Annotated in this window: 16 protein-coding genes; 4 read left to right on the top strand and 12 right to left on the bottom strand. The window is 66.8% G+C overall.

Annotated elements, in window-relative coordinates; translation table 11 throughout:
* Positions 1 to 84: 84 nt before the first annotated feature.
* The 4 genes from gabT to Drose_RS16940 are packed head-to-tail and all read left to right on the top strand — an operon-like array spanning position 85 to position 5,432.
* Complete coding sequence (gene gabT, locus Drose_RS16955) at positions 85 to 1,479, top strand: 4-aminobutyrate--2-oxoglutarate transaminase (protein WP_260729158.1); 1,395 nt, start codon at positions 85 to 87, stop codon at positions 1,477 to 1,479.
* Positions 1,476 to 2,981 carry an aldehyde dehydrogenase family protein gene (locus Drose_RS16950; protein ID WP_260729157.1) on the top strand — a complete coding sequence of 502 codons (1,506 nt, stop codon included), beginning with the start codon at positions 1,476 to 1,478 and terminating at the stop codon, positions 2,979 to 2,981. Before gabT ends, Drose_RS16950 begins: the two co-directional genes overlap by 4 nt.
* Positions 2,978 to 4,222, top strand: coding sequence for a CaiB/BaiF CoA transferase family protein (locus Drose_RS16945; RefSeq protein ID WP_260729156.1), 1,245 nt, complete (start codon positions 2,978 to 2,980; stop codon positions 4,220 to 4,222). The genes Drose_RS16950 and Drose_RS16945 overlap by 4 nt, the downstream gene beginning before the upstream one ends.
* A 4-nt stretch (positions 4,223 to 4,226) precedes the next feature.
* The gene (locus Drose_RS16940; protein WP_260729155.1) at positions 4,227 to 5,432 is read left to right on the top strand and encodes an acyl-CoA dehydrogenase family protein; all 1,206 of its coding nucleotides are present in this window, start codon (positions 4,227 to 4,229) and stop codon (positions 5,430 to 5,432) included.
* A gap of 87 nt (positions 5,433 to 5,519) precedes the next feature.
* Here the strand turns inward: Drose_RS16940 and Drose_RS16935 are convergent, their stop codons facing one another.
* The 12 genes from Drose_RS16935 to Drose_RS16880 form a co-directional block, all read right to left on the bottom strand.
* Complete coding sequence (locus Drose_RS16935) at positions 5,520 to 6,533, bottom strand: aldo/keto reductase (protein ID WP_260729154.1); 1,014 nt, start codon at positions 6,531 to 6,533, stop codon at positions 5,520 to 5,522.
* Between the two features lie 205 nt (positions 6,534 to 6,738).
* Positions 6,739 to 7,104, bottom strand: coding sequence for a hypothetical protein (locus Drose_RS16930; protein WP_260729153.1), 366 nt, complete (start codon positions 7,102 to 7,104; stop codon positions 6,739 to 6,741).
* A gap of 96 nt (positions 7,105 to 7,200) precedes the next feature.
* Positions 7,201 to 8,964 (bottom strand): ABC transporter ATP-binding protein, encoded by a 1,764-nt coding sequence (locus Drose_RS16925; RefSeq protein WP_260729152.1) that lies wholly within the window; start codon positions 8,962 to 8,964, stop codon positions 7,201 to 7,203.
* Positions 8,965 to 8,967: 3 nt separating this feature from the next.
* A complete protein-coding gene (locus tag Drose_RS16920) occupies positions 8,968 to 9,816 on the bottom strand; it encodes an ABC transporter permease (RefSeq protein ID WP_260729151.1) in 849 nt (282 codons plus the stop codon).
* A 41-nt stretch (positions 9,817 to 9,857) separates the two neighbouring features.
* Entirely contained in the window at positions 9,858 to 10,838 is a 981-nt protein-coding gene (locus Drose_RS16915) for an ABC transporter permease (RefSeq protein ID WP_260729150.1), read from the bottom strand.
* Positions 10,839 to 10,882: 44 nt separating this feature from the next.
* Positions 10,883 to 12,499 carry an ABC transporter substrate-binding protein gene (locus Drose_RS16910; protein WP_260729149.1) on the bottom strand — a complete coding sequence of 539 codons (1,617 nt, stop codon included), beginning with the start codon at positions 12,497 to 12,499 and terminating at the stop codon, positions 10,883 to 10,885.
* 582 nt (positions 12,500 to 13,081) lie between these two features.
* Positions 13,082 to 13,822 (bottom strand): GntR family transcriptional regulator, encoded by a 741-nt coding sequence (locus tag Drose_RS16905; RefSeq protein ID WP_260729148.1) that lies wholly within the window; start codon positions 13,820 to 13,822, stop codon positions 13,082 to 13,084.
* Positions 13,823 to 13,948: 126 nt separating this feature from the next.
* A complete protein-coding gene (locus tag Drose_RS16900) occupies positions 13,949 to 15,112 on the bottom strand; it encodes an NAD(P)/FAD-dependent oxidoreductase (RefSeq protein ID WP_260729147.1) in 1,164 nt (387 codons plus the stop codon).
* A 13-nt stretch (positions 15,113 to 15,125) separates the two neighbouring features.
* A complete protein-coding gene (locus Drose_RS16895; RefSeq protein ID WP_260729146.1) occupies positions 15,126 to 15,965 on the bottom strand; it encodes an amidohydrolase family protein in 840 nt (279 codons plus the stop codon).
* On the bottom strand, positions 15,952 to 16,341 hold the full coding sequence (locus Drose_RS16890) for a carboxymuconolactone decarboxylase family protein (RefSeq protein ID WP_260729145.1): 390 nt from the start codon (positions 16,339 to 16,341) through the stop codon (positions 15,952 to 15,954). Before Drose_RS16890 ends, Drose_RS16895 begins: the two co-directional genes overlap by 14 nt.
* Positions 16,342 to 16,344: 3 nt before the next feature.
* Positions 16,345 to 17,826, bottom strand: a complete 1,482-nt coding sequence (locus Drose_RS16885; protein ID WP_260729144.1) for an aldehyde dehydrogenase — start codon at positions 17,824 to 17,826, stop codon at positions 16,345 to 16,347.
* Entirely contained in the window at positions 17,823 to 18,425 is a 603-nt protein-coding gene (locus Drose_RS16880) for an amino acid synthesis family protein (protein ID WP_260729143.1), read from the bottom strand. Before Drose_RS16880 ends, Drose_RS16885 begins: the two co-directional genes overlap by 4 nt.
* Positions 18,426 to 18,446: the final 21 nt, after the last annotated feature.

Here is an 18,446-nt window from a genome sequence, read left to right as displayed (position 1 = left end):
TCTTCTCGATTTGGGATGCATCATCCGACGACAGCTCCGCCGCGGCCGCCTTACCGTTGCCCCAACTCGACGAAGGATAGTCACATGTCCAACGACACCGCGACCGCCGCGGCAGCGGTCCCCCAGACCCGACACCTGCAGACCGCGATCCCCGGCCCGAAGTCTCTCGCGCTGCAGGCCGATCGCGACGCCGCGCTGCCCGATGGCCTCGGCAGGACGCTGCCCGTCTTCGTCGACCGCATGGCGGGCGGCATCATCGTCGACGTCGATGGCAACCGGATCGTCGACCTCGCCTCGGGCATCGCGGTCACGAGCGTCGGCGCCAGCCACCCCGAGGTCGTCCGCCGGGTGGCCGAGCAGGCGCAGCGGTTCACCCACACATGCTTTCTCGTGACGCAGTACGAAGGGTACGTCCGTGTCGCCGAGTGGCTCAACGCGCACACCCCCGGCGACTTCGCCAAGACCACGGCCCTCTTCTCGACGGGCGCCGAGGCGGTCGAGAACGCGGTCAAGATCGCGCGGGCCGCCACCGGCCGTCCCGGTGTCGTAGTCTTCAGCAACGCCTACCACGGTCGAACCCTCTTCACTCTCGCGATGACCGCGAAGGACACGCCCTACAAGACCGGCTTCGGGCCCCTGCCGACCGACCACGTGTACCGCGCACCGTTCCCCGACCTGGTGCGCTGGCCCGAAACCCCGAGTCCGGAGGAGGCGGCCGACGAGGCGCTGCAGGCATTCGAGGACCTCGTCGCCGAGGTGGGCGCGGAGCAGCTCGCGTGCGTAGTCATCGAGCCCATCCAGGGTGAGGGCGGCTTCATCGTCCCACCGGACGGCTACCTGCTGCGCCTCGCCGAGGCGGCCCGTCGCCACGGGATCATCGTCGTCGGTGACGAGGTCCAGGCCGGGCTGGGACGCACCGGCACCCTCTTCGCCTCAGAGCACGACAGCTTCGTGCCCGATCTGGTGTGCACCGCGAAGGCCCTCGGCGGTGGGCTGCCGCTCTCGGCCGTCACGGGCCGCTCCGAGATCATGGCTGCCGTCCCGCCCGGTGGGCTCGGCGGCACGTATGCCGGCAACCCCCTCGCCTGCGAGGCCGCCCTTGCCGTCTTCGACATCCTCGAGCGGGAGGACCTGCCCGGCCGGGCCCGGGCCATCGAGCAACGCGTGCTCACCGCGCTCGGCCCCCTCGTCGACATCGACCACGGGGTCGCCCAACTACGCGGACGCGGCGCGATGCTCGCCGTCGAGTTCGTCCGGCCCGGCTCGCTCGAGCCAGCTCCCGCCACCGCGGTCGCCGTCGCCAGGACGTGTCACGAGCAGGGTGTTCTCGTCCTCGTCTGCGGAACCTTCGGCAACGTCATCCGGCTCCTGCCGCCCCTCGTCATCGACGACGACCTGCTGAATGACGCGCTCGACGTCCTCGCTGACGCGGTCCGCCAGCATGCTGCGGCGGCCGACCCCGTGGGGGTCTCATCATGACCACGATCGCCCGCTCAGTGTCATACCACCCGCGCACCGGCAACCACGTCGACGGGCCCGCCGAGAGCGCCCCCGCCGAGGTGGAGACGGCCGTCGCGGCCGCGGTGGAGGCGTTCCCGCTGGTCGCGGCGACGCCACCCGCGATCCGGCAGGCGTGGCTCGAGGCGATTGCGCGCGAGCTCGAGACGAAGGCTGACGAGCTTTGCGCGCTCGCCGACGAGGAGACCGCCCTCGGCGACCCGCGGTTAAGTGGGGAGCTCGCCAAGTGCGCCGCGTCGGCTCGGTTCTACGGCACCGTCGCCACCAGTGGGCACTGGGTCGGTGCGCTCGTCGACACGGTCCCCGGTCCCGTGCCGACCGAGCTGCGTCGGGCCAACGTCTCCCTCGGGCCGGTCGCGGTCTTCGGGGCGAGCAACTTTCCCTTCGGGTTCGGGGTGCTCGGCCACGACACGTGCTCGGCCATCGCGGCCGGATGCAGTGTCGTCGTCAAGGCCCACCCGGCCCACCCGCGCCTATCATTCGCTCTTGCCGAGCTCGCGACCACGGTCCTGCGGGAGGTGGGCGCGCCGGACGGGACGTTCGGCCTCGTCTCCGGGTTCAAGGCCGGGCTTGCGCTCGTTGACGCGCCGGCGATCACCGCGGTCGCTTTCACCGGGTCGCGGCGTGGCGGGCTCGCGCTCGTGGACCGGGCCGTGCAGCGTGAGCGCCCGATTCCGGTCTTCGCCGAGATGGGCACGGTCAACCCGGTCGTCGTGACGCCGTCGGCCGCCGCGGCAGGGAACGCCTCGGCGGAGCAGGTCGCCGCCGGTTTCGTCGCGTCGTTCACCCTGGGCCACGGGCAGCTCTGTACGAAGCCGGGGCTCCTGCTCGCCCCGGAGGGCTCCGGTATCGCCGAGGCTGTCGGGACACTCATCTCGAGGGTGACCCTCGGGTGGCTGCTGACCCAGGGCATCGCGGACAGCTACCGTGACGGGCTCGCGCGGCTGGTCGACGCCGGTGCGACGGCGCTCGGTGAGGGCAAAGAAGGTGGTGAGACGGGGCTCGCCGCGTACCCGGCGGCCCTGCGGGTCGACCTCGACACACTCCAGCCCGGCTCGTTCCTGCTGGAGGAGTGCTTCGGCCCGGTGGCCCTGGTCGCCGAGTACGCCTCATTCGACGACGCCCTCGCCGCGGTGGCCCGGCTGCAGCCCTCGCTCGCCGGCGGCGTCATGACCTCGGGCCAGGACGACCCCGATGCGGCTGCGGCCGTCGAGACGATCTCCCGCCAGGTCGGCCGTGTTGTCGCCGACGGCTGGCCCACCGGGGTCGCGACGAGCTGGGGCATGCACCACAGCGGGCCATGGCCTGCAACCTCTCGCCCAGACGCCTCGAGCGTCGGCTCCGCAGCCCTGCTCCGGTTCACCCGCCCGGTCTGCTTCCAGAATGTGCCGCAGGCGTACCTGCCCGCCTTCCTGCGCGACGACAACCCGTGGGGCCTGCCCGTTGTGAGGACCGGACGGTGACCCAGTCCGAGACCGTCACCGAGGCGGCTGACCCGACCGTGGACGGCAGTCCCGCTCCCACCGTCGAACTGCCACTCGCCGGTATCGTCGTCGCCGACTTCAGCCGGGTGCTCGCGGGGCCGCTGGCGACGATGACTCTGGCTGATCTCGGGGCCCGGGTCATCAAGGTGGAGCGCCCGGGGGCCGGTGATGACACGCGCTCGTGGGGGCCGCCGTTCACCGAGCACGCGTCGACCTATTTCGCCAGCGCCAACCGGTCGAAGGAGTCGGTCGCCCTCGACCTGCGCGACCCGGATGACCTGGCCACCGCCAGGCGCCTGGCCGAGCGGGCGGACGTGGTCATCGAGAACTTCAAGCCGGGCACGATGACCCGACTCGGTCTGTCGTACGAGGACCTCGCCCCGGCCAGCCCCGGGCTGGTCTACTGCTCGATCAGCGGGTTTGGGTCGGCCGAGGGGGCCGGGCTGCTCGGCTACGACTTCATCGTCCAGGCCGTCGGGGGGCTGATGAGCATCACCGGCCACCCCGGCGGGGAGCCGACCAAGGCCGGTGTCGCCCTCGTCGACGTGCTCACGGGCAAGGACGCCGTCATCGGCATCCTCGCGGCCCTGACAGCCCGAACTCGCACCGGTCGCGGTGACCGCCTCGAGGTCACGCTCCTAACGAGCCTCCTCGGGGCGCTCGCGAACCAGGCCCAGGCCCAACTGGCCACCGGGATCGAGCCGGTCCCCACGGGCAACCGCCACCCATCGATCGCACCCTACGAAACGCTGCGCTGCGCCGACGGGCTGCTCGCGGTCGCGTGCGGCAACGACGAGCAGTTCCGCCGGCTGACCTCCGCTTTGGGGCTGAGCGCTCTGCCGGACGACCCGCGGTTCGTCACAAACCCGGCCCGCGTCACGAACCGGCTGGAACTCGTCGACCGGCTGGAGAGTGTCCTGATCACCGCACCGGCCGCGTACTGGGCCGACGTCCTGAACAACGCGCAAGTACCGGCCGGGCAGGTGAAAACGATCGGCGGTGGCATCGCCCTAGCCGAGAGTTTGGGCTTGGCGCCGACCGTCGACCTCGGCGGTGGACACGCGCGGCAGGTACGGCACCCGATCAAGTGGGCGGCATACGGCATCGCGACGCCCACGCCACCGCCGGAACTCGGCACGCACACCGATGACGTGCGCGCCTGGCTCGGCGCGGACCGACCCACCCCGACCGCCCCCACGACCACGACTGACCAGAGGTGACCGCATGTCCGCAACAGCCCCTAAGGGCAGGCTCGACCCGACCGACCTGGTCGGCATCGACGACGTCCTGACCGACGAGGAGAAGGCAATCCGCGCCACCGTGCGGCAGGTATGCGAGCGATTCGTCGACCCCTTCATCGCCGACTGGTTCGAGCGCGGCGAGCTGCCCGCGGCGCGCGAGTTGGCCAAGGAGTTCGGGCAGGTCGGCCTGCTGGGCATGCACCTGACCGGATACGGTTGCGCCGGTATGAGCGCGGTCGACTACGGCCTGGCCTGCCTGGAGCTCGAAGCGTCCGACTCCGGTATCCGCTCCCTCGTGTCTGTGCAGGGGTCGCTGGCAATGTGCGCGATCTGGCGCTGGGGCACCGAGGAGCAGAAGGAGCAGTGGCTGCCACAACTGGCCGCCGGCGAAGTCATCGGCTGCTTCGGGTTGACCGAGCCCGACCACGGCTCCGACCCCGGCTCGATGCGCACCCGCGCCCGCAAGGACGGCGACGACTGGGTTCTGAACGGCGCCAAGATGTGGATCACTAACGGGTCCATCGCAGACGTCGCCGTCGTGTGGGCCAACGCCGGTGAGGAGCACGGCGGCATCCGCGGCTTCGTCGTCCCGACCGACACGCCCGGATTCTCCGCCCCGGAGATCAAGCACAAGATGTCGCTGCGCGCCTCGGTCACCAGCGAGCTCGTCCTGGACAACGTGCGCCTGCCCGCTGACGCCGTCTTCCCCGACGTGCGCGGGCTCAAGGGACCGCTCTCGTGCCTCAACGAGGCCCGCTACGGCATCGTCTGGGGCGCGCTCGGCGCGGCCCGCAGTTCCCTCGATGCCGCCCGCATCTACAGCATGCAGCGCCACCAGTTCGGCCAGCCCATCGCGGGATTCCAGTTGACCCAGGCCAAACTCGCGAACATGGCCGTCGAGTTGGCGGGCGGCCAGCTCCTCGCGCTGCACCTCGGCCGCCGCAAGGACGCCGGCACGCTGCGTCCCGAGCAGGTCAGCGTCGGCAAGTACAACAACATCACCAAGGCCATCGAGATCTGTCGCACCGCCCGAACCATCCTCGGCGCCAACGGAATCAGCCTCGAGTTCCCCGTCATGCGACACGCCAACAACCTCGAGTCCGTCCTCACCTACGAGGGCACCGCCGAGATGCACACCCTCGTCATCGGCCAGGCATTGACCGGGATCCCCGCCTTCCGTCACGACTGATCACCGCAGAGCAAACGCCACAGGTAAGGGGTAGCCGGAAGGCGCGCCGGGCCATCGGCCTCGGCCTCGGCCCGATGGCCGATTTGATCAACTCTGGCCATGCCAGAACGGTTCTGGTGGGGGTGTAACACCGTCCAGCTCGGCAAGCTCCTCCGCGGAGAGGGAGGCTTCGGTCGCCGCGACCAGCTCCTCCAATTGGACACTCGACTCCGGACCAACCACCAGGCTCCCCACGTCCTGCCGAGCGAGCAGCCACCCAAGTGCGAGCTCCTCGACCGGCCGACCCCAATCTCTCGCCAGGTCGTGACACCGCCGCACCGCAGCTTCCGTTGCCAGCGATGGGGCCGGCCCGCCCCACCTCGAGGCACCCACCAAGGCACTCCCGTATGACGACGTGAGGAGACCACCCGCGAGGGGGCTGAACACAACCGTGCTGAGGTGGCCGTGGCGCGATGCTGGCAGCACCTCTCGCTCCACCCAGCGGTCGACCACGCTGTATCGGGTTTGATGGCAGGCCGGCGCACGCAACCCGCGTGGCCGCGCAGACAACACGGACTCCATGAGTTGCCATCCGGTGAAGGTGGAGAGCGCATAGTGCCGAATCTTGCCAGCCCGGATCAGGTCATCGAAGGTCGAGAGCCACTCCTCGACAGGTGTCTTGGGGTCCGGGTGGTGTGCGTAGTAGATGTCGAGATGGTCCGTTCCCAGGCGACGGAGGGTCGTCTCCAACTGCCCGACGATGTGGCGCCGCGTCAGTCCGCCGCCCTCCCAACTGCCAGAGTTCGGGGTGGATCCGACGGGTTCGCCGACCTTTGAGGACAGCACCACTCTGTCGCGACACCCCATGAGTGCGGTTCCGAGGATTTCCTCGGCCCATGCCCGGTGAGGTGCCGCCACCACGCCCGCCCGGTCGAACCTGCTCTGGTTGCCATAGCTGTTCGCCGTGTCGATGAAGTTGATGCCGGCGTCGATCGCACGATGCACCAGCGCGATCGCCGCCTCGGCCACCGGCGCGACACCGAAGGTCGCAGATCCCAAGCAGAGCTCCGAAACCTCTAGGCCGGTTCCGTCAAGCATCCGATAGCGCATCGGCAACCTCAACAGGTCGATGGTGTTCGAAGGGCGAGAACGCGCAGTGACTCGTTACCTCAATGCGTGCGTTCAACTGGCGCTCGCGGACTACGAAGACAGATCGGTGTAGTCCGGGTACATCCGGTGGTACAGACCCCAGCACCGTGACACCGGAGCGCTGGCGCTCGCCGGGCGGGGCCTGTCGAGGCGCCGCCCAGCGAGCTGCTCTCGCGGACTACGAAGACAGATCGGTGTAGTCCGGGTACATCCGGTGGTACAGGCTCGCCCGACGATTGACGGTCAACCGCATGAACGCCGGCTGGAGGTCACCTCGGACGGGCAGAGCGAACGCACCCTGAAGCGACGCCATGTCGTCGACCTCCATGACGACCATCCGATCGGGGCTGCCGGCAAGGAAGTTCCCGTACACCTCGTAGCTTCGGCAGTACGGCTCGTTCGTCCAGTGGTCCTTGGCGGCGCCCAGGAGGAAGTCGTCGACATCCTGCTTCCGCACCCCGGGTGCAACGTCGCAGTACCAGGTGTATCGAACGGGCCGGCTGGCGAAGGAGTACGTGCTCTCCTCGCGTGGAAATTCGGACAACGGACTTACCTCACTTCTCTGCGTGGTGGTAACCGGTGACAATTTGATTGACGACACGGCATCTGCGCACAGCACCGCATCAACGTGGTTCGCGAGTCAGGTCAGCAGCGGCGTCACCTCGATCAGGTGTTTGGTGTAGGCATGGGTCGGCCCGTCCCAGACGTCGTCGCTGGCATTCAACTCGACCACCTGACCCTGTTGCATGACGGCCGTGCGGTCACAGATCGACCGCACTGCACCGAGGTTGTGGCTGACAAAGATCGCACTGAGGCCCTGCCCGTCCACCAGATCGCGAACGAGGTTCAGGATGGCGGCCTGAACAGAGACATCGAGCGCGGAGGTGATCTCGTCGCACAGCAGAACCTCCGGATCGACGGCAAGCGCACGTGCGATCGCGAGCCGCTGCCGCTGCCCACCGCTGAGCTCGCCCGAGTAGCGATCGAGGAGGCTCGCGGAGAGCCGGACCCGATGCAGCAACTCGGTGACGTCTGTCTGGACATCCCGCGACTGGGTTGTGACATAGCGCGCGCGTCCCAGGATCTCTCGCACGGTGTGCCGAGGGTTGAGGGCCTGATCCGCATGCTGGAAGATCATCTGAACCCGTCGGCGGTGCTTCCGCGAACGCTTCTCGATTCTCGGGGCCAGTGTGACCCCGTCGAGTCGGACCTCACCTGAATCAACGGGAGTGAAGCCGCCCAGGGCGCGCAGCAGGGTCGACTTGCCGCTGCCGCTCTCGCCGACGACACCCAGGATCTCGCCCGGCCAGAGCTCGAGTGAGACATCGTCCAACGCTCTGGTCCGTGCGCCGCGATACGCCACCACCAGGTTTTTCGCCCTCAGCACCGGGGTGTCGACGGTGGGCCGCACCAGCCCCCGACCGGGACTCGCGTCGACGTCGTCGCGGTTCCCTTCCTCGATTTCGTCGAGACGGAGGCAGCGCGCCTCATGTTTCGGCGTGATGTCGTACATGGAGATGTTCCCCGTGTCGCACGCCACCACGGCGAAGTCGCAGCGATCACGGAAGCCGCACCCCTCTGCATGGAAGGGATCGGGGACCTGGCCCCGAATTCCCTTCGAGAGTGCCGAGGTCCGCACGTTGGGCGTGGCCGCGAGCAGGGCCCGTGTATAAGGGTGTCTGGCCTTCGCGCACACGAGCTTTGCCGGGCCGCGCTCAACCACCTGCCCGGCATACATGACCGCGATCTCCGAACCGACCTCGTTCATGAGGGCCAGGTCGTGGCTGACCCAGAGCACGGCGGTCTGCGTGGCCGAAATCGCCGCTTTGAGCAGGGCCACCAGACGTGCTTGCGTCGAGACGTCGAGGCCCGTCGTCGGCTCGTCCAGGATCAGGACCTGTGGGTTGCAGGCCAAGGCGGTGGCCAGGGCCAGCCGCTGACGCTGGCCGCCGCTAAGCTGGCTCGGGAAGCGATCCAGCAAGTTCTTCTCGGCTTCCGTGAAGCCCACCATTGCGAGTGTCTCGCCGAGCCGCTGCGCACGCTCCGCGCCCCGTGACCTACCGTGCCAGGTTAGGGTGTCGAGGATCTGCTTTCGAACGGTCCGGGTCGGGTTCAAGGCCGACGAGGGATCCTGGCTGATGTAAGCGATCCGCATGCCCCAATAGGCCCGCAGGTCCGCCGGATTCAGTCTCAACAAATCGACTCCATCGAGCAGGATGCGTCCGTCGACGATCTCGGCGCCCTCCGGCGGCATCCCCATGAGAGTCCGCGCGAGCGTCGACTTCCCGCAGCCGGACTCTCCGACCAGGCCCATGATGTGGCCTGGACGCAATTCCAAGCTGACGCCACGGACCGTTGCGGCTGACTGGCCCCGGTACTGAATCTGAAGGTTCTCGACCCGCATGTCTCACACCGCCTTGACATTCGTGGTGCGTGCGGAGATCACTGAACGCGATCGTCCTCTACCCAGGCGGGTTCCCCGGTTGCCGCCGAGACGTTGCGCCAACGCCTCGGCGAGCAGGTTGACCGAAATGGCGGCCAGCGCGATGCCGACGGCGGGCACGAGCGCGGCGAGGGGTGTGGTTGTCAGCATGGGGATAGAGTCGGCGACCATCCTTCCCCAGTCGGCGGTCGGCGGCTGGGCACCGAAACCGAGGAAGCTCAGGCTGCTGGCAAAGATGATCTGGTAGGTGAGGTTCACGCCGAGATCGGCGAGCACTGGCAGCGCGATGTTGGGAAGCAGCTCTCGCCTCACGATGTAGAGGGAGTGTTCGCCCCGCCCCACGGCGGCCATCACATATTCCGACCCTGCCACCGTCTGTGCGGCACCTCGGATCACGCGTCCGGCACGCGGAAGCGACACGAGGGCCAGAAGACCCCCCATCGCGAGCCGCGAACTTCCGGCAGCGCCAAGAACCACCAGTCCCAGGAGCATCGGGGGCAGCACCAAGAGGAGGTTGAAGCCCCGCGCGATGACAGCGTCGACCCAGCCGCCACGGAGCGTCGCGTAAATGCCGATCATGCCTCCGACCACGTACGCGAACACCACCGCGATGAAGGGCAGGAGCAGCACCTCCCGACCCCCGGCCAAGAATCGGGAGAACACGTCCCGCCCCAGCCAGTCCGTACCGAGCCAGTGATCGGCAGAGGGCGAGAGGTTGGGCGCAGCAACCGCCACCTGCGTCGGCGAATAGGGGGTCACCAACGGTCCCACGACGACGACCGCGAGCGTCGCGGTCAACAGCACGGCGCCCACGACTGCCTCCCAAGAGAGGCGCGGAAACGATCGGCCCCGCATTACCTGGCATCCATCGACTGACGACCGGTCGGCCCGACCACGTACTTCACGGCGAGGTCGGCTACCGCCCCGATGAGCAGGAACACTGCCGCCAGCACAACGACGATCGCCTGGACGATCTTGAGACTGCCCCCGGTGACCGTTTGTATGAGCGCCTGACCGAGTCCGGGATATCCGAAAACCTGTTCCACGAGCACAACACCGCCGATGAGGTGGACCGCGCCGATCGCGACCGCGTTGATCAACGGCCCGGCCGAGTTACGAATGACGTACCGACGGATAAGGAACGATTGCCCGAACCCACGCAGCCGAGCCGCCTCCACATACTTGCTCTTCAGCACGTCATAGCAGGAAGCCCGCGCCACCCGATAGAAATACGCGGTCAGCGCGATCACGAGTGTCGCCCATGGCAAGAGAAACGCCCAGAACTTGTCCAAGAACGGCGCCTCGTACGTCAACGCCGTGCTGTCGACTGGGAGCAGTTTGAGCCAGACGCCGAAAACCAGGATCCCGCCGACGGCAATCACGAACTCGGGTGTGGCAACAGTGACGATACTCATGGTCATCAGCGTCCGATCCCGAGCGTCCCCCATCCTTAGAGCTGATGCGACGCCGAGGATCATGGACAGGGGAATGCTGGCCGCCAGAGCTGCGACAGCAAGGACGACGGTGTACGCGAACGGACTCACGATGCTGGCGAAAACGCCGCGTCCACTGATCAGATCCTGGCCCCAGTTGCCGGACACGAAACCGCGTAGCCAGTCCCAATACTGCACAAGCATCGGGTCGTCGAGGCCGTGCGTCTCCCGGAAGGCACTCAACTGCCCGGGCGTCGCCTCTCGACCAAGGGCCTTCAGCGCGATGTCGCCACTCACTACCCGCACCGCAATGAATGTGACGAAGGAAATGAGCAGCAGGGCCCCGAGGAAACCAGCGATCTCTCGCGGAGCCCACGCGAGGAATGCGCGGAGGCGGGTCACCGGTCGCTGCTTAGGTTCGATGAACGTTGCGGAGTGTTCCACGCCTAGGAGTTCCCTTTCCACGCGCCACTCATGTCCAGGATCTGCATCGAGTTCAGGGCAACATCCTGAACGCTGCGCTTCATCACGGTCAGAGTGTCGATGATGGCGGGGATGATCCATCCCGATTCAATGGCAGCTATCTCGAGCGCCTGCTTGGTCTTCTGGTTACGTGTCGCTTCGTCTGCGCTGGTCCTGGCCTCCTGGATCAACTTGTCGAACTCCGGGTTGGCGAACCGCGACTCATTCGAGGTCCCGTTCGAGACCAGCGTCAGCGCGGCCTCCTCGGTTGACTGGCGCGTCGCCCAGTAGGACACGTAGAACGGCACCTTCAGCCAGATGGAGGTGAAGTAGTTGGCCGAAGGTTGCTGCTTGACCTGGACGCGAATCCCGGCGTCCTTGACGGACTCCGCGAAGACGACCGCCGCGTCCACCATTCCCGCCCGGAGTGGTGCCGTCACGAGCTCCACGTCAATGCCGTTGGGGTAGCCAGCCTCGGCGAGGAGTCTCTTGGCTTGCTCGACGTCCCGCTTCACGAGGGTGTTGGCGGGATAGGTGGGATCGGAGGGGAGCACGGGCACGTCCCCGGAGATGGTGCCGTGGCCACCGAAAACCACCTGGAGGAACTTCTCCCTGTCCAGCGCCAGCTTGAATGCCTTCCGGACTCGAACGTCGTCGAAGGGCGCCTGCGTCTGGTCCATGGCGAAATTTACGAAGAACGAGGACTTCAGGTTCGCGAGCTTCACGTTGGACTGCTTCTCGACGCTCGGCGCCAAGGTGAAGTCAACCGTGTCCAGGATGTCGCTAGGCCCGGAAGTCACGCTGCGCAGCCTCGATGCCGGGTCAGCGACGACGATCCCCCGAATCTCGTCCAGATAGGGGCGACCGGAGGCCCAGTACTTCTCAGAACGCTTGACCACGAAGCTGGCTCCAGGAGTCCAGTTGGCCAACTCGAACGGGCCGGTTCCCGAAACCTTGCCGTCGAATGAGGTGGTGCCCTTCTTGAGCACGAACATGTACCGGCTTGCGAGGGCTACCGCCAACAGACCGTCCGGGGTTTCGAGGTTGAGGACCACCTGAGTCTTCGACGGGGTCTTGATGCCCTCCGGCTTGAGGCTGGCCGAAAGACGGCCATACAGCCTCGACCCGATGGACTTGTCGAGATGGCGCGCGATGGAGAACGCGACGTCCTCCGACGTCAGTGCGGTACCGTCGTGGAAGACGACGTCGTCACGCAGGTCGAACGTCCACTGGCGCGCATCGCTGGACACCGACCACTTCGTCGCCAGCGCCGGCTGCGGCTTGAAGTCCAGGTCCTGACGCAGCAGTGGGTCGAAGATCAACCCACCCAGGAGCGCCGTGAACTGGTTGATGCTCTTCGCCGGGTCCAGCACGTCGGTCGTGCTAGCGTCGCCGATGGCGATCTGCAACGAACCTCCGCGTTGGAGGCCACTGCTCTTCGGGGTGGTGTCCGACGAACACGCGGCCAGCAGACCTGGTCCGGCAATGAGGAAGGCCGACCCGAGACCACCGAGCTGGAGGACGCCGCGACGCGTGAGTTTCCGCCCGGCCTGGGCGTCCGAGTCTGAGAGACGTTCCTGCTTGGGATAGTTGCTGAACATGCCCGCTCCTAGTCACTCGGTGAGCCATCAACGGCCGGATCGCAGGTCCGGTCCGATGATGAAAGCTGGCGATCGCCCTCTGGACCATCGCGGTGCACCGTTCGGTGGTCGAGCGAGGTCTACGAGCCGTTCTGAGGCTCGCAGTGCTGGTGAGTGCCGGCCATACCTCGTTCTGTCGAGTGGAACGCCTTTTTGGCTCTTCACGGATGTGCGTGGCCTGCGCACAGCGCGCACTGACCGGCAGGTTGCGGCCGAAGGCCCCGCCGAGAACATCCCGCGGGGCCTTCTCACACCACCGATAAACTCGCCACGAACGACGCCGCCATACTCGTCTTCAGCGTCCGGGACACGAGGTCGCCATTCTTGAGCCGTTCTCATCCTGCGTAGCGGTTCACGTCGGCGTGGTGCAGGACGAGGGTGGCCTGCACGATCGCGGTGACTGCCGTCTTACCCGGAGCCTCGGCCTCATCGATAGCCGGGCTCCCCGCACCTGCTCCGAGCTACAAGATCAGCTTGGAAATGGCTCCTGGGTAGGTCAGAACGTCAGCAGTGCCGGAGAGCCCGACGCTGGAACACAGGGCATCACGACAGCCGGGACTCAGCCCTCGGGAGATCTCCGGTGATCTCACGGTCGGCATCCCGAAGTGCCCGCATCGTGTTCTCGTGGCTGAACTGCACGTGCGACGTCATTTCCCTCTCGGCCCGCTCGACATCGTGGGCACAAATGGCCTCGTAGATGGACCGGTGCTCAGCCACTGACTTGGGCAACCTCCCGGGCTGATGCAGCGAGCTACGCACCAATGAGGGGTAGGCGAGTTGGTTCGCGAGAAGCTTGTGCAGGCGACGGAGGGTGCTGTTGCCACTGCCGCTCAGAATCAGGTCGTGGAAGCGCGGTACCAGAAGGGCATACGCATCCGCATCTCCACGACTCGCCGCCTCCTCCGAGTCACGCAGGTTCTCCGCCATCAGCCCCAAGAGCTCGTCGCTCGGATTCGCTGCAGTAAGGCCGGCTGCCTTGGACTCCAGGAGGCCCGTGACGATGACCATCTCATCGACGTGCTGCAGGGACGGTCGGGAGACGAAGGTTCCCACCTGCGCCCTGATCTCGACGAGCCCCTCGGCCTGCAGTTCCTTCAACGCCTCACGCACGGGTGTCCGGCTCACCGCGAAGTGCTTGGCCAGACGGGTCTCAGAGAGCGGGGTATCGGGCTCCAGTTCCCCTGAGGTAATCATCCGTCGCAGCTCTTCAAATACGACACTTCGAGCATTGCGCCGTGCACCGACAAGCTGTTGGTGCACCCTGAACGGCTCAGTGCTCGCCATTTGCCCCTCCCGAGATCCGATCTAACGGAGTAGATCCCACGACTGCGGTGCTGCGCAACTGGTCGTGTGCCATGCAAGTATATAAGCGAATGCGTGCTGCGGGTTGACGCGAAGTTCGACGACTGATCAGCGCGCAGACCAACTGCCCGAGGGGCCCGGAAACGGCGGGGTGAGGGTGCGACGCACACGGGCGAACTCCCGCGGTGAGTCGACGGCGGCAACTCCGACCGGTGCTCCGTCGACGTGATGCGTGGCCAGGTAGCCGCCACCGACATCGACGACCCGCACGTCGTCCTCCAGATCGAGGCGGCCGGCGACCTGGATCCGATGGCCGTAGATGTCGAACCACCAGTACGGCGGCGAAGGGCTGCGCGGTGGACGCCCAACGAGGTGATCGGCGAGGGTCATCGCCTGATCGACCGCTGAGGTCCAGTGCTCGAAGCGTCGGGGCCCCGACGCCCATTCGGACTCGACCTCCGCGACGTCCCCGATGGCGTAGACACCAGGGAGATTCGTCCGTGCCAGGGTGTCACAACGAACTCCGTTTCCCAGCTCGAGAGACGACCCCTCGAGCCATTTGGTCGCGGGCATCGAGCCGATGCCGACCACCACAAGGTCGGCCGAAAGGTTGCGGCCGTCCGCGAGCCGTACCGCGGTGACCGGGTCGCCGACGAACTCGGTGACCCTGGCTCCGGTGATCACACTCGTCCCGTGGGTCTCGTGCAGGGCCTCAACGAGATGGGCGTGCACCCCGAGGGAGCGCTCCCCCAGCCGCTCATCGGCCTCAACGATAGTGACCGGCACTGAGAGGTGTCGGCACGCACTGGCCACTTCGCAGCCGATGAAGCCACCACCGACGACAACGACGTTCCGGGCGCGCACCAGGCCGAGGCGGAGCTTCAAGGCATCGTCGAGGGTGCGGAGCTCGTGGACACCCTGGGGCGGCGACGTGAGGAGATTGAGATCAGGCCGTCGCAACCCGGTGGCGATCACCAGATCGTCATGGGCGAGGATCGAGCCATCGGACAGCTCGACGGCCCCGTCGGAGAGCGCCGTGGCTTCGACCCCTAGGCGCCAGACCACGTTGGACTCGGACGGGTAGTCGCCGAACCGCATGCCTTCGACGCCTCGGCGCCCCAACAGGAACTCTTTCGAGAGGGGCGGGCGGTCGTACGGATGGTGCGTTTGCCGATCCACGACCGTTACTGGCCCCTCGTAGCCGTGCGCCAGCAAGGCATGGACGAGGTGCCAGCCGGCAACCGAGGCACCGACGACGGTAAGTGACCTCACAAGCCTTCAACCCTCACTGGACGATCCCGGGAACCGCGCTCAGGGGCCGCGAGAGCAGCAGTTCGAGTTCAGCGGGGGTCGGCAGTTCCCCACCCGACGTCTCCGCTGCCTCCAGCAACTGCTCCGCGTGCACCTTCGGGTCGAACGTCGGAAAGTCTGACCCCCATACGAGCTTGGGCAGCAAGCCGTAGTCATTGGCGTCCTTGAGGATCCGCCGTAGCTGGTTCGTACGCGCGCACCGCGCGGAGAGGTCGGCAATCACACGTGGGTGCTTGCGCAGCAGCGTGACGACCTCGTTGTGCCACGGCTGTCCCATGTGCGCGACGATGATCGTCGTGTCCGGGAAGTCCCGAGCGACCCGGTCGAGCAGCACAGGCTGCGCGACCTCGAGCACTCCCCGCCGATGACTCACGCCGCCCTGGTGGAAGATGATGAACATGCCAAGTGAGGTAGCGGTCTCGTAGACGGCATACGCGTCTCTGCTGTGCGGATGGAAGTTCTGATAAGGGGGAGCGAGCTTGACCCCGCGCAGCCCCAGTTCGTGCGCCTCGCGGAGGTCGTCGCACGCAGATGCCCGGTTCGGGTCGACCGACGCGACGCCGACCGCCCTGCCGTTCCACGTGCTGACATAGGACGCCACGTAGTCGTTGGGCACTCGGACGCCCAGGTGGTCGCTGACCAGCCCGATCACGATGCACTCCTCGACGCCGGCTCGCTCCATCGCGGCACGGTGGGCCTCAGGGGTCCCGCTGTGTGATGGCACGTGGGTGTAGTGCATGTCCAACTGCGGTCCGAACTCGGGGCCGAGGTGCTCAGCTTCCCATATGTGGCTGTGCCAGTCAGTCAGCCCCATGCTCGTCCTCGAAGACATCTCGCGCGGCGGCGAGTCCGGCGTGAACGGCCGGGAGTCCGGCGTAGAAGGTTAGCTGGCCGATGACTTGGACAAGCTGCTCCTTGGTGATGCCCAGGCGCAGCGCCGCACTCAGGTGGGCGCGAAGCTCGTTGGTGCGTCCCATTGCGGTCAGTGCGGCGACGGTCACCATCGAGCGATCGCGCGTCGAGAGTCCCTCTGCCTGCCAGATGTCCTCGAACAGGGCCCGATCCGTCATCTCGGTGATCCAGGGCGCCAGAGTTGCTGTTGCCCCGAGCAGGGCATGTTCGACCGCATCCTGCCCGAACAGCTCCACCCGGAACTGGCGACCCGGCAGCTTCGTGTCTTCCTCGTCCATCCTTCACCTCATCCTGAAGGGGTCGTCGATAGCCGCCGATGAGGTGTTGATCCACACCGACGTGGAGTGCATGAACTCGAGCAGGCCCTCGCGACCGCCCTCCAGGCCGTATCCGCTCAGGCCCCATCCGCCGAAGGGCACGGTCGGGCTGGCGACCCGGTAGGTGTTCACCCACACCAGGCCGGTCTGCATCTGCGGAATCAGCCGATGCGCCCGCGCGAGATCACGGGTCCAGATCCCGGCTGCCAGCCCGTATTCGGTGTCATTGGCCAGCCGCACCGCCTCCTGCTCGGTGTCGAAGGGCGTGATCACCACCACCGGTCCGAAGACCTCCTCACGGGCGATCGCAGCTTCCGACGGTACGTCGCACAGCACCGTCGGTCGGAAATACCAACCTGAGCCGCCCGGCGCCTCCCAAGGGGTCCCGCCGACAGCCACGCGGGCTCCCAGCGCGACCGCGTCGCTGATGAGCCCACTGGTACTGTCCAGTTGGTCTCGGACGGCGACGGGGCCGATGTCGCTGTCCGGGTCGCTCGGTGGGCCGATCTTGATCTGCTGGGCCCGTGACACCAACTCGGCGACAAACGGCTCGTAGATGCCCCGTTGGACATAGACGCGCGAGCCGGCCACGCAGCTCTGACCGCTGGCAGCGAAGACGCCGGCAAGTACACCGGCCACCGCCGCCCCAGTGTCGGCATCGCCGAACACCAACTGGGGCGACTTCCCACCGAGCTCCAAGGAAAGCTTGGCGAGGTTTTCCGCGGATGCCTTGATGACCGACCGCGCACCTGCCAGACCGCCTGTGAAGGCGACCTTCCCCACGTGCGGGTGTCGGACCAACGCGGCACCGACGTCCGGACCCAGACCAGTCACGACGTTGACGACGCCCGACGGCAGGCCCGCCTTCTCGAGCACCTGCACGAGCTCCAGCGTCGAGGCGCTGGCGTGCTCCGATGGTTTGACCACCACTGTGTTGCCCGCCGCTAGCGCCGCAGGCAGCTTGGTGGACAGAAGATACAGCGGCGAGTTCCACGGCGTCACGAGCGCGCACACCCCGATCGGTGCCCACTCGCGGAATGCGAACATGTCGGCCTTGTCCGCCGAGATCACGTCTCCCGAGATCTTGTCCGCCCACTCACCGAAGTACCGGAAGTACTCGGGCAGGTACTGGATCAGGGGCCTGACTTCTCGCAGGAGCTTGCCATTGTCCCTGGACTCGACCAGCGCAAGCTCTTCGGCATGGTCTGCGAACGCGTCCGCCAACGCCATGAGGAGAGCCCCTCGCTCCCGGGGGCTTCGCGCCGACCAGGCAGGAAAAGCCTTCCGGGCCGCCTCCACGGCACGGTCGACATCTGCCGAGTCACCCGACGCGATGTAGGCCCAGGGTCGCCCGTCGCTCGGATCGAACGTCTCCAGGTAGCGCCTGCTGAGCGGAGTGTGCCAACCTCCCTCGATCCAGTGCTCATACCTCGGTACGGCGTTCACGGGCGCTTCCGCTGGTCGACTCCCAGGATGGCCATGTCCTGGTAACGGTCGCCGATCCTGGCGAAGGGGCGGCCGGCGCTGGCACCGGCGATCGCCACCAGGAGCTCGTCGTCGCGCGGGGCGTCGGACACATGGAGCTCGGCGGTCAAGTAGTGCGAGCGGATCCCGGAATCCTTGATGTGCACCATGGGGATCGAGGTCACCGTGTCCGCGGACGCCCGGCGGTTGGTGAAGGGAAGGAAGGAACTGCCTCCCACCCGGTCACGCAGGATGTTGCCGAAGCGGAGCGTGTGGATGAGCGCGGAGGCATGCTCCAGTTCTCCGGAAAGACCAACTGTCGCCGCTTTGCCGTAGGCCTCAATGGGCGCCCCATCCATCTGCTCGACGAGAACATCGGTGAGGATCTGCCCGAGCACCGGGGCGATCTCGTGGATCTTGGGTGCCAGGTCCTCGACAAAACCTTGCCCTGCCCAAGGATTCCGAAGGACCGCCGCCGCAACGGCGATGCGCGTGCGATCCTCCAGTGGGCGACCTCCCTCTCGCCACAGGATCTCGGTCTTCGTGATGACCTTCCGGATATCGATGTCGTCGTGTGCCATGGTGTGTCGATCTGCCTTCCT

Source organism: Dactylosporangium roseum (assembly GCF_025264685.1).
GTDB lineage: Bacteria > Actinomycetota > Actinomycetes > Mycobacteriales > Micromonosporaceae > Dactylosporangium > Dactylosporangium roseum.
The sequence above is the reverse complement of the archived record's forward strand: the minus strand, read 5'-3'. Positions and strand labels throughout refer to the sequence as shown.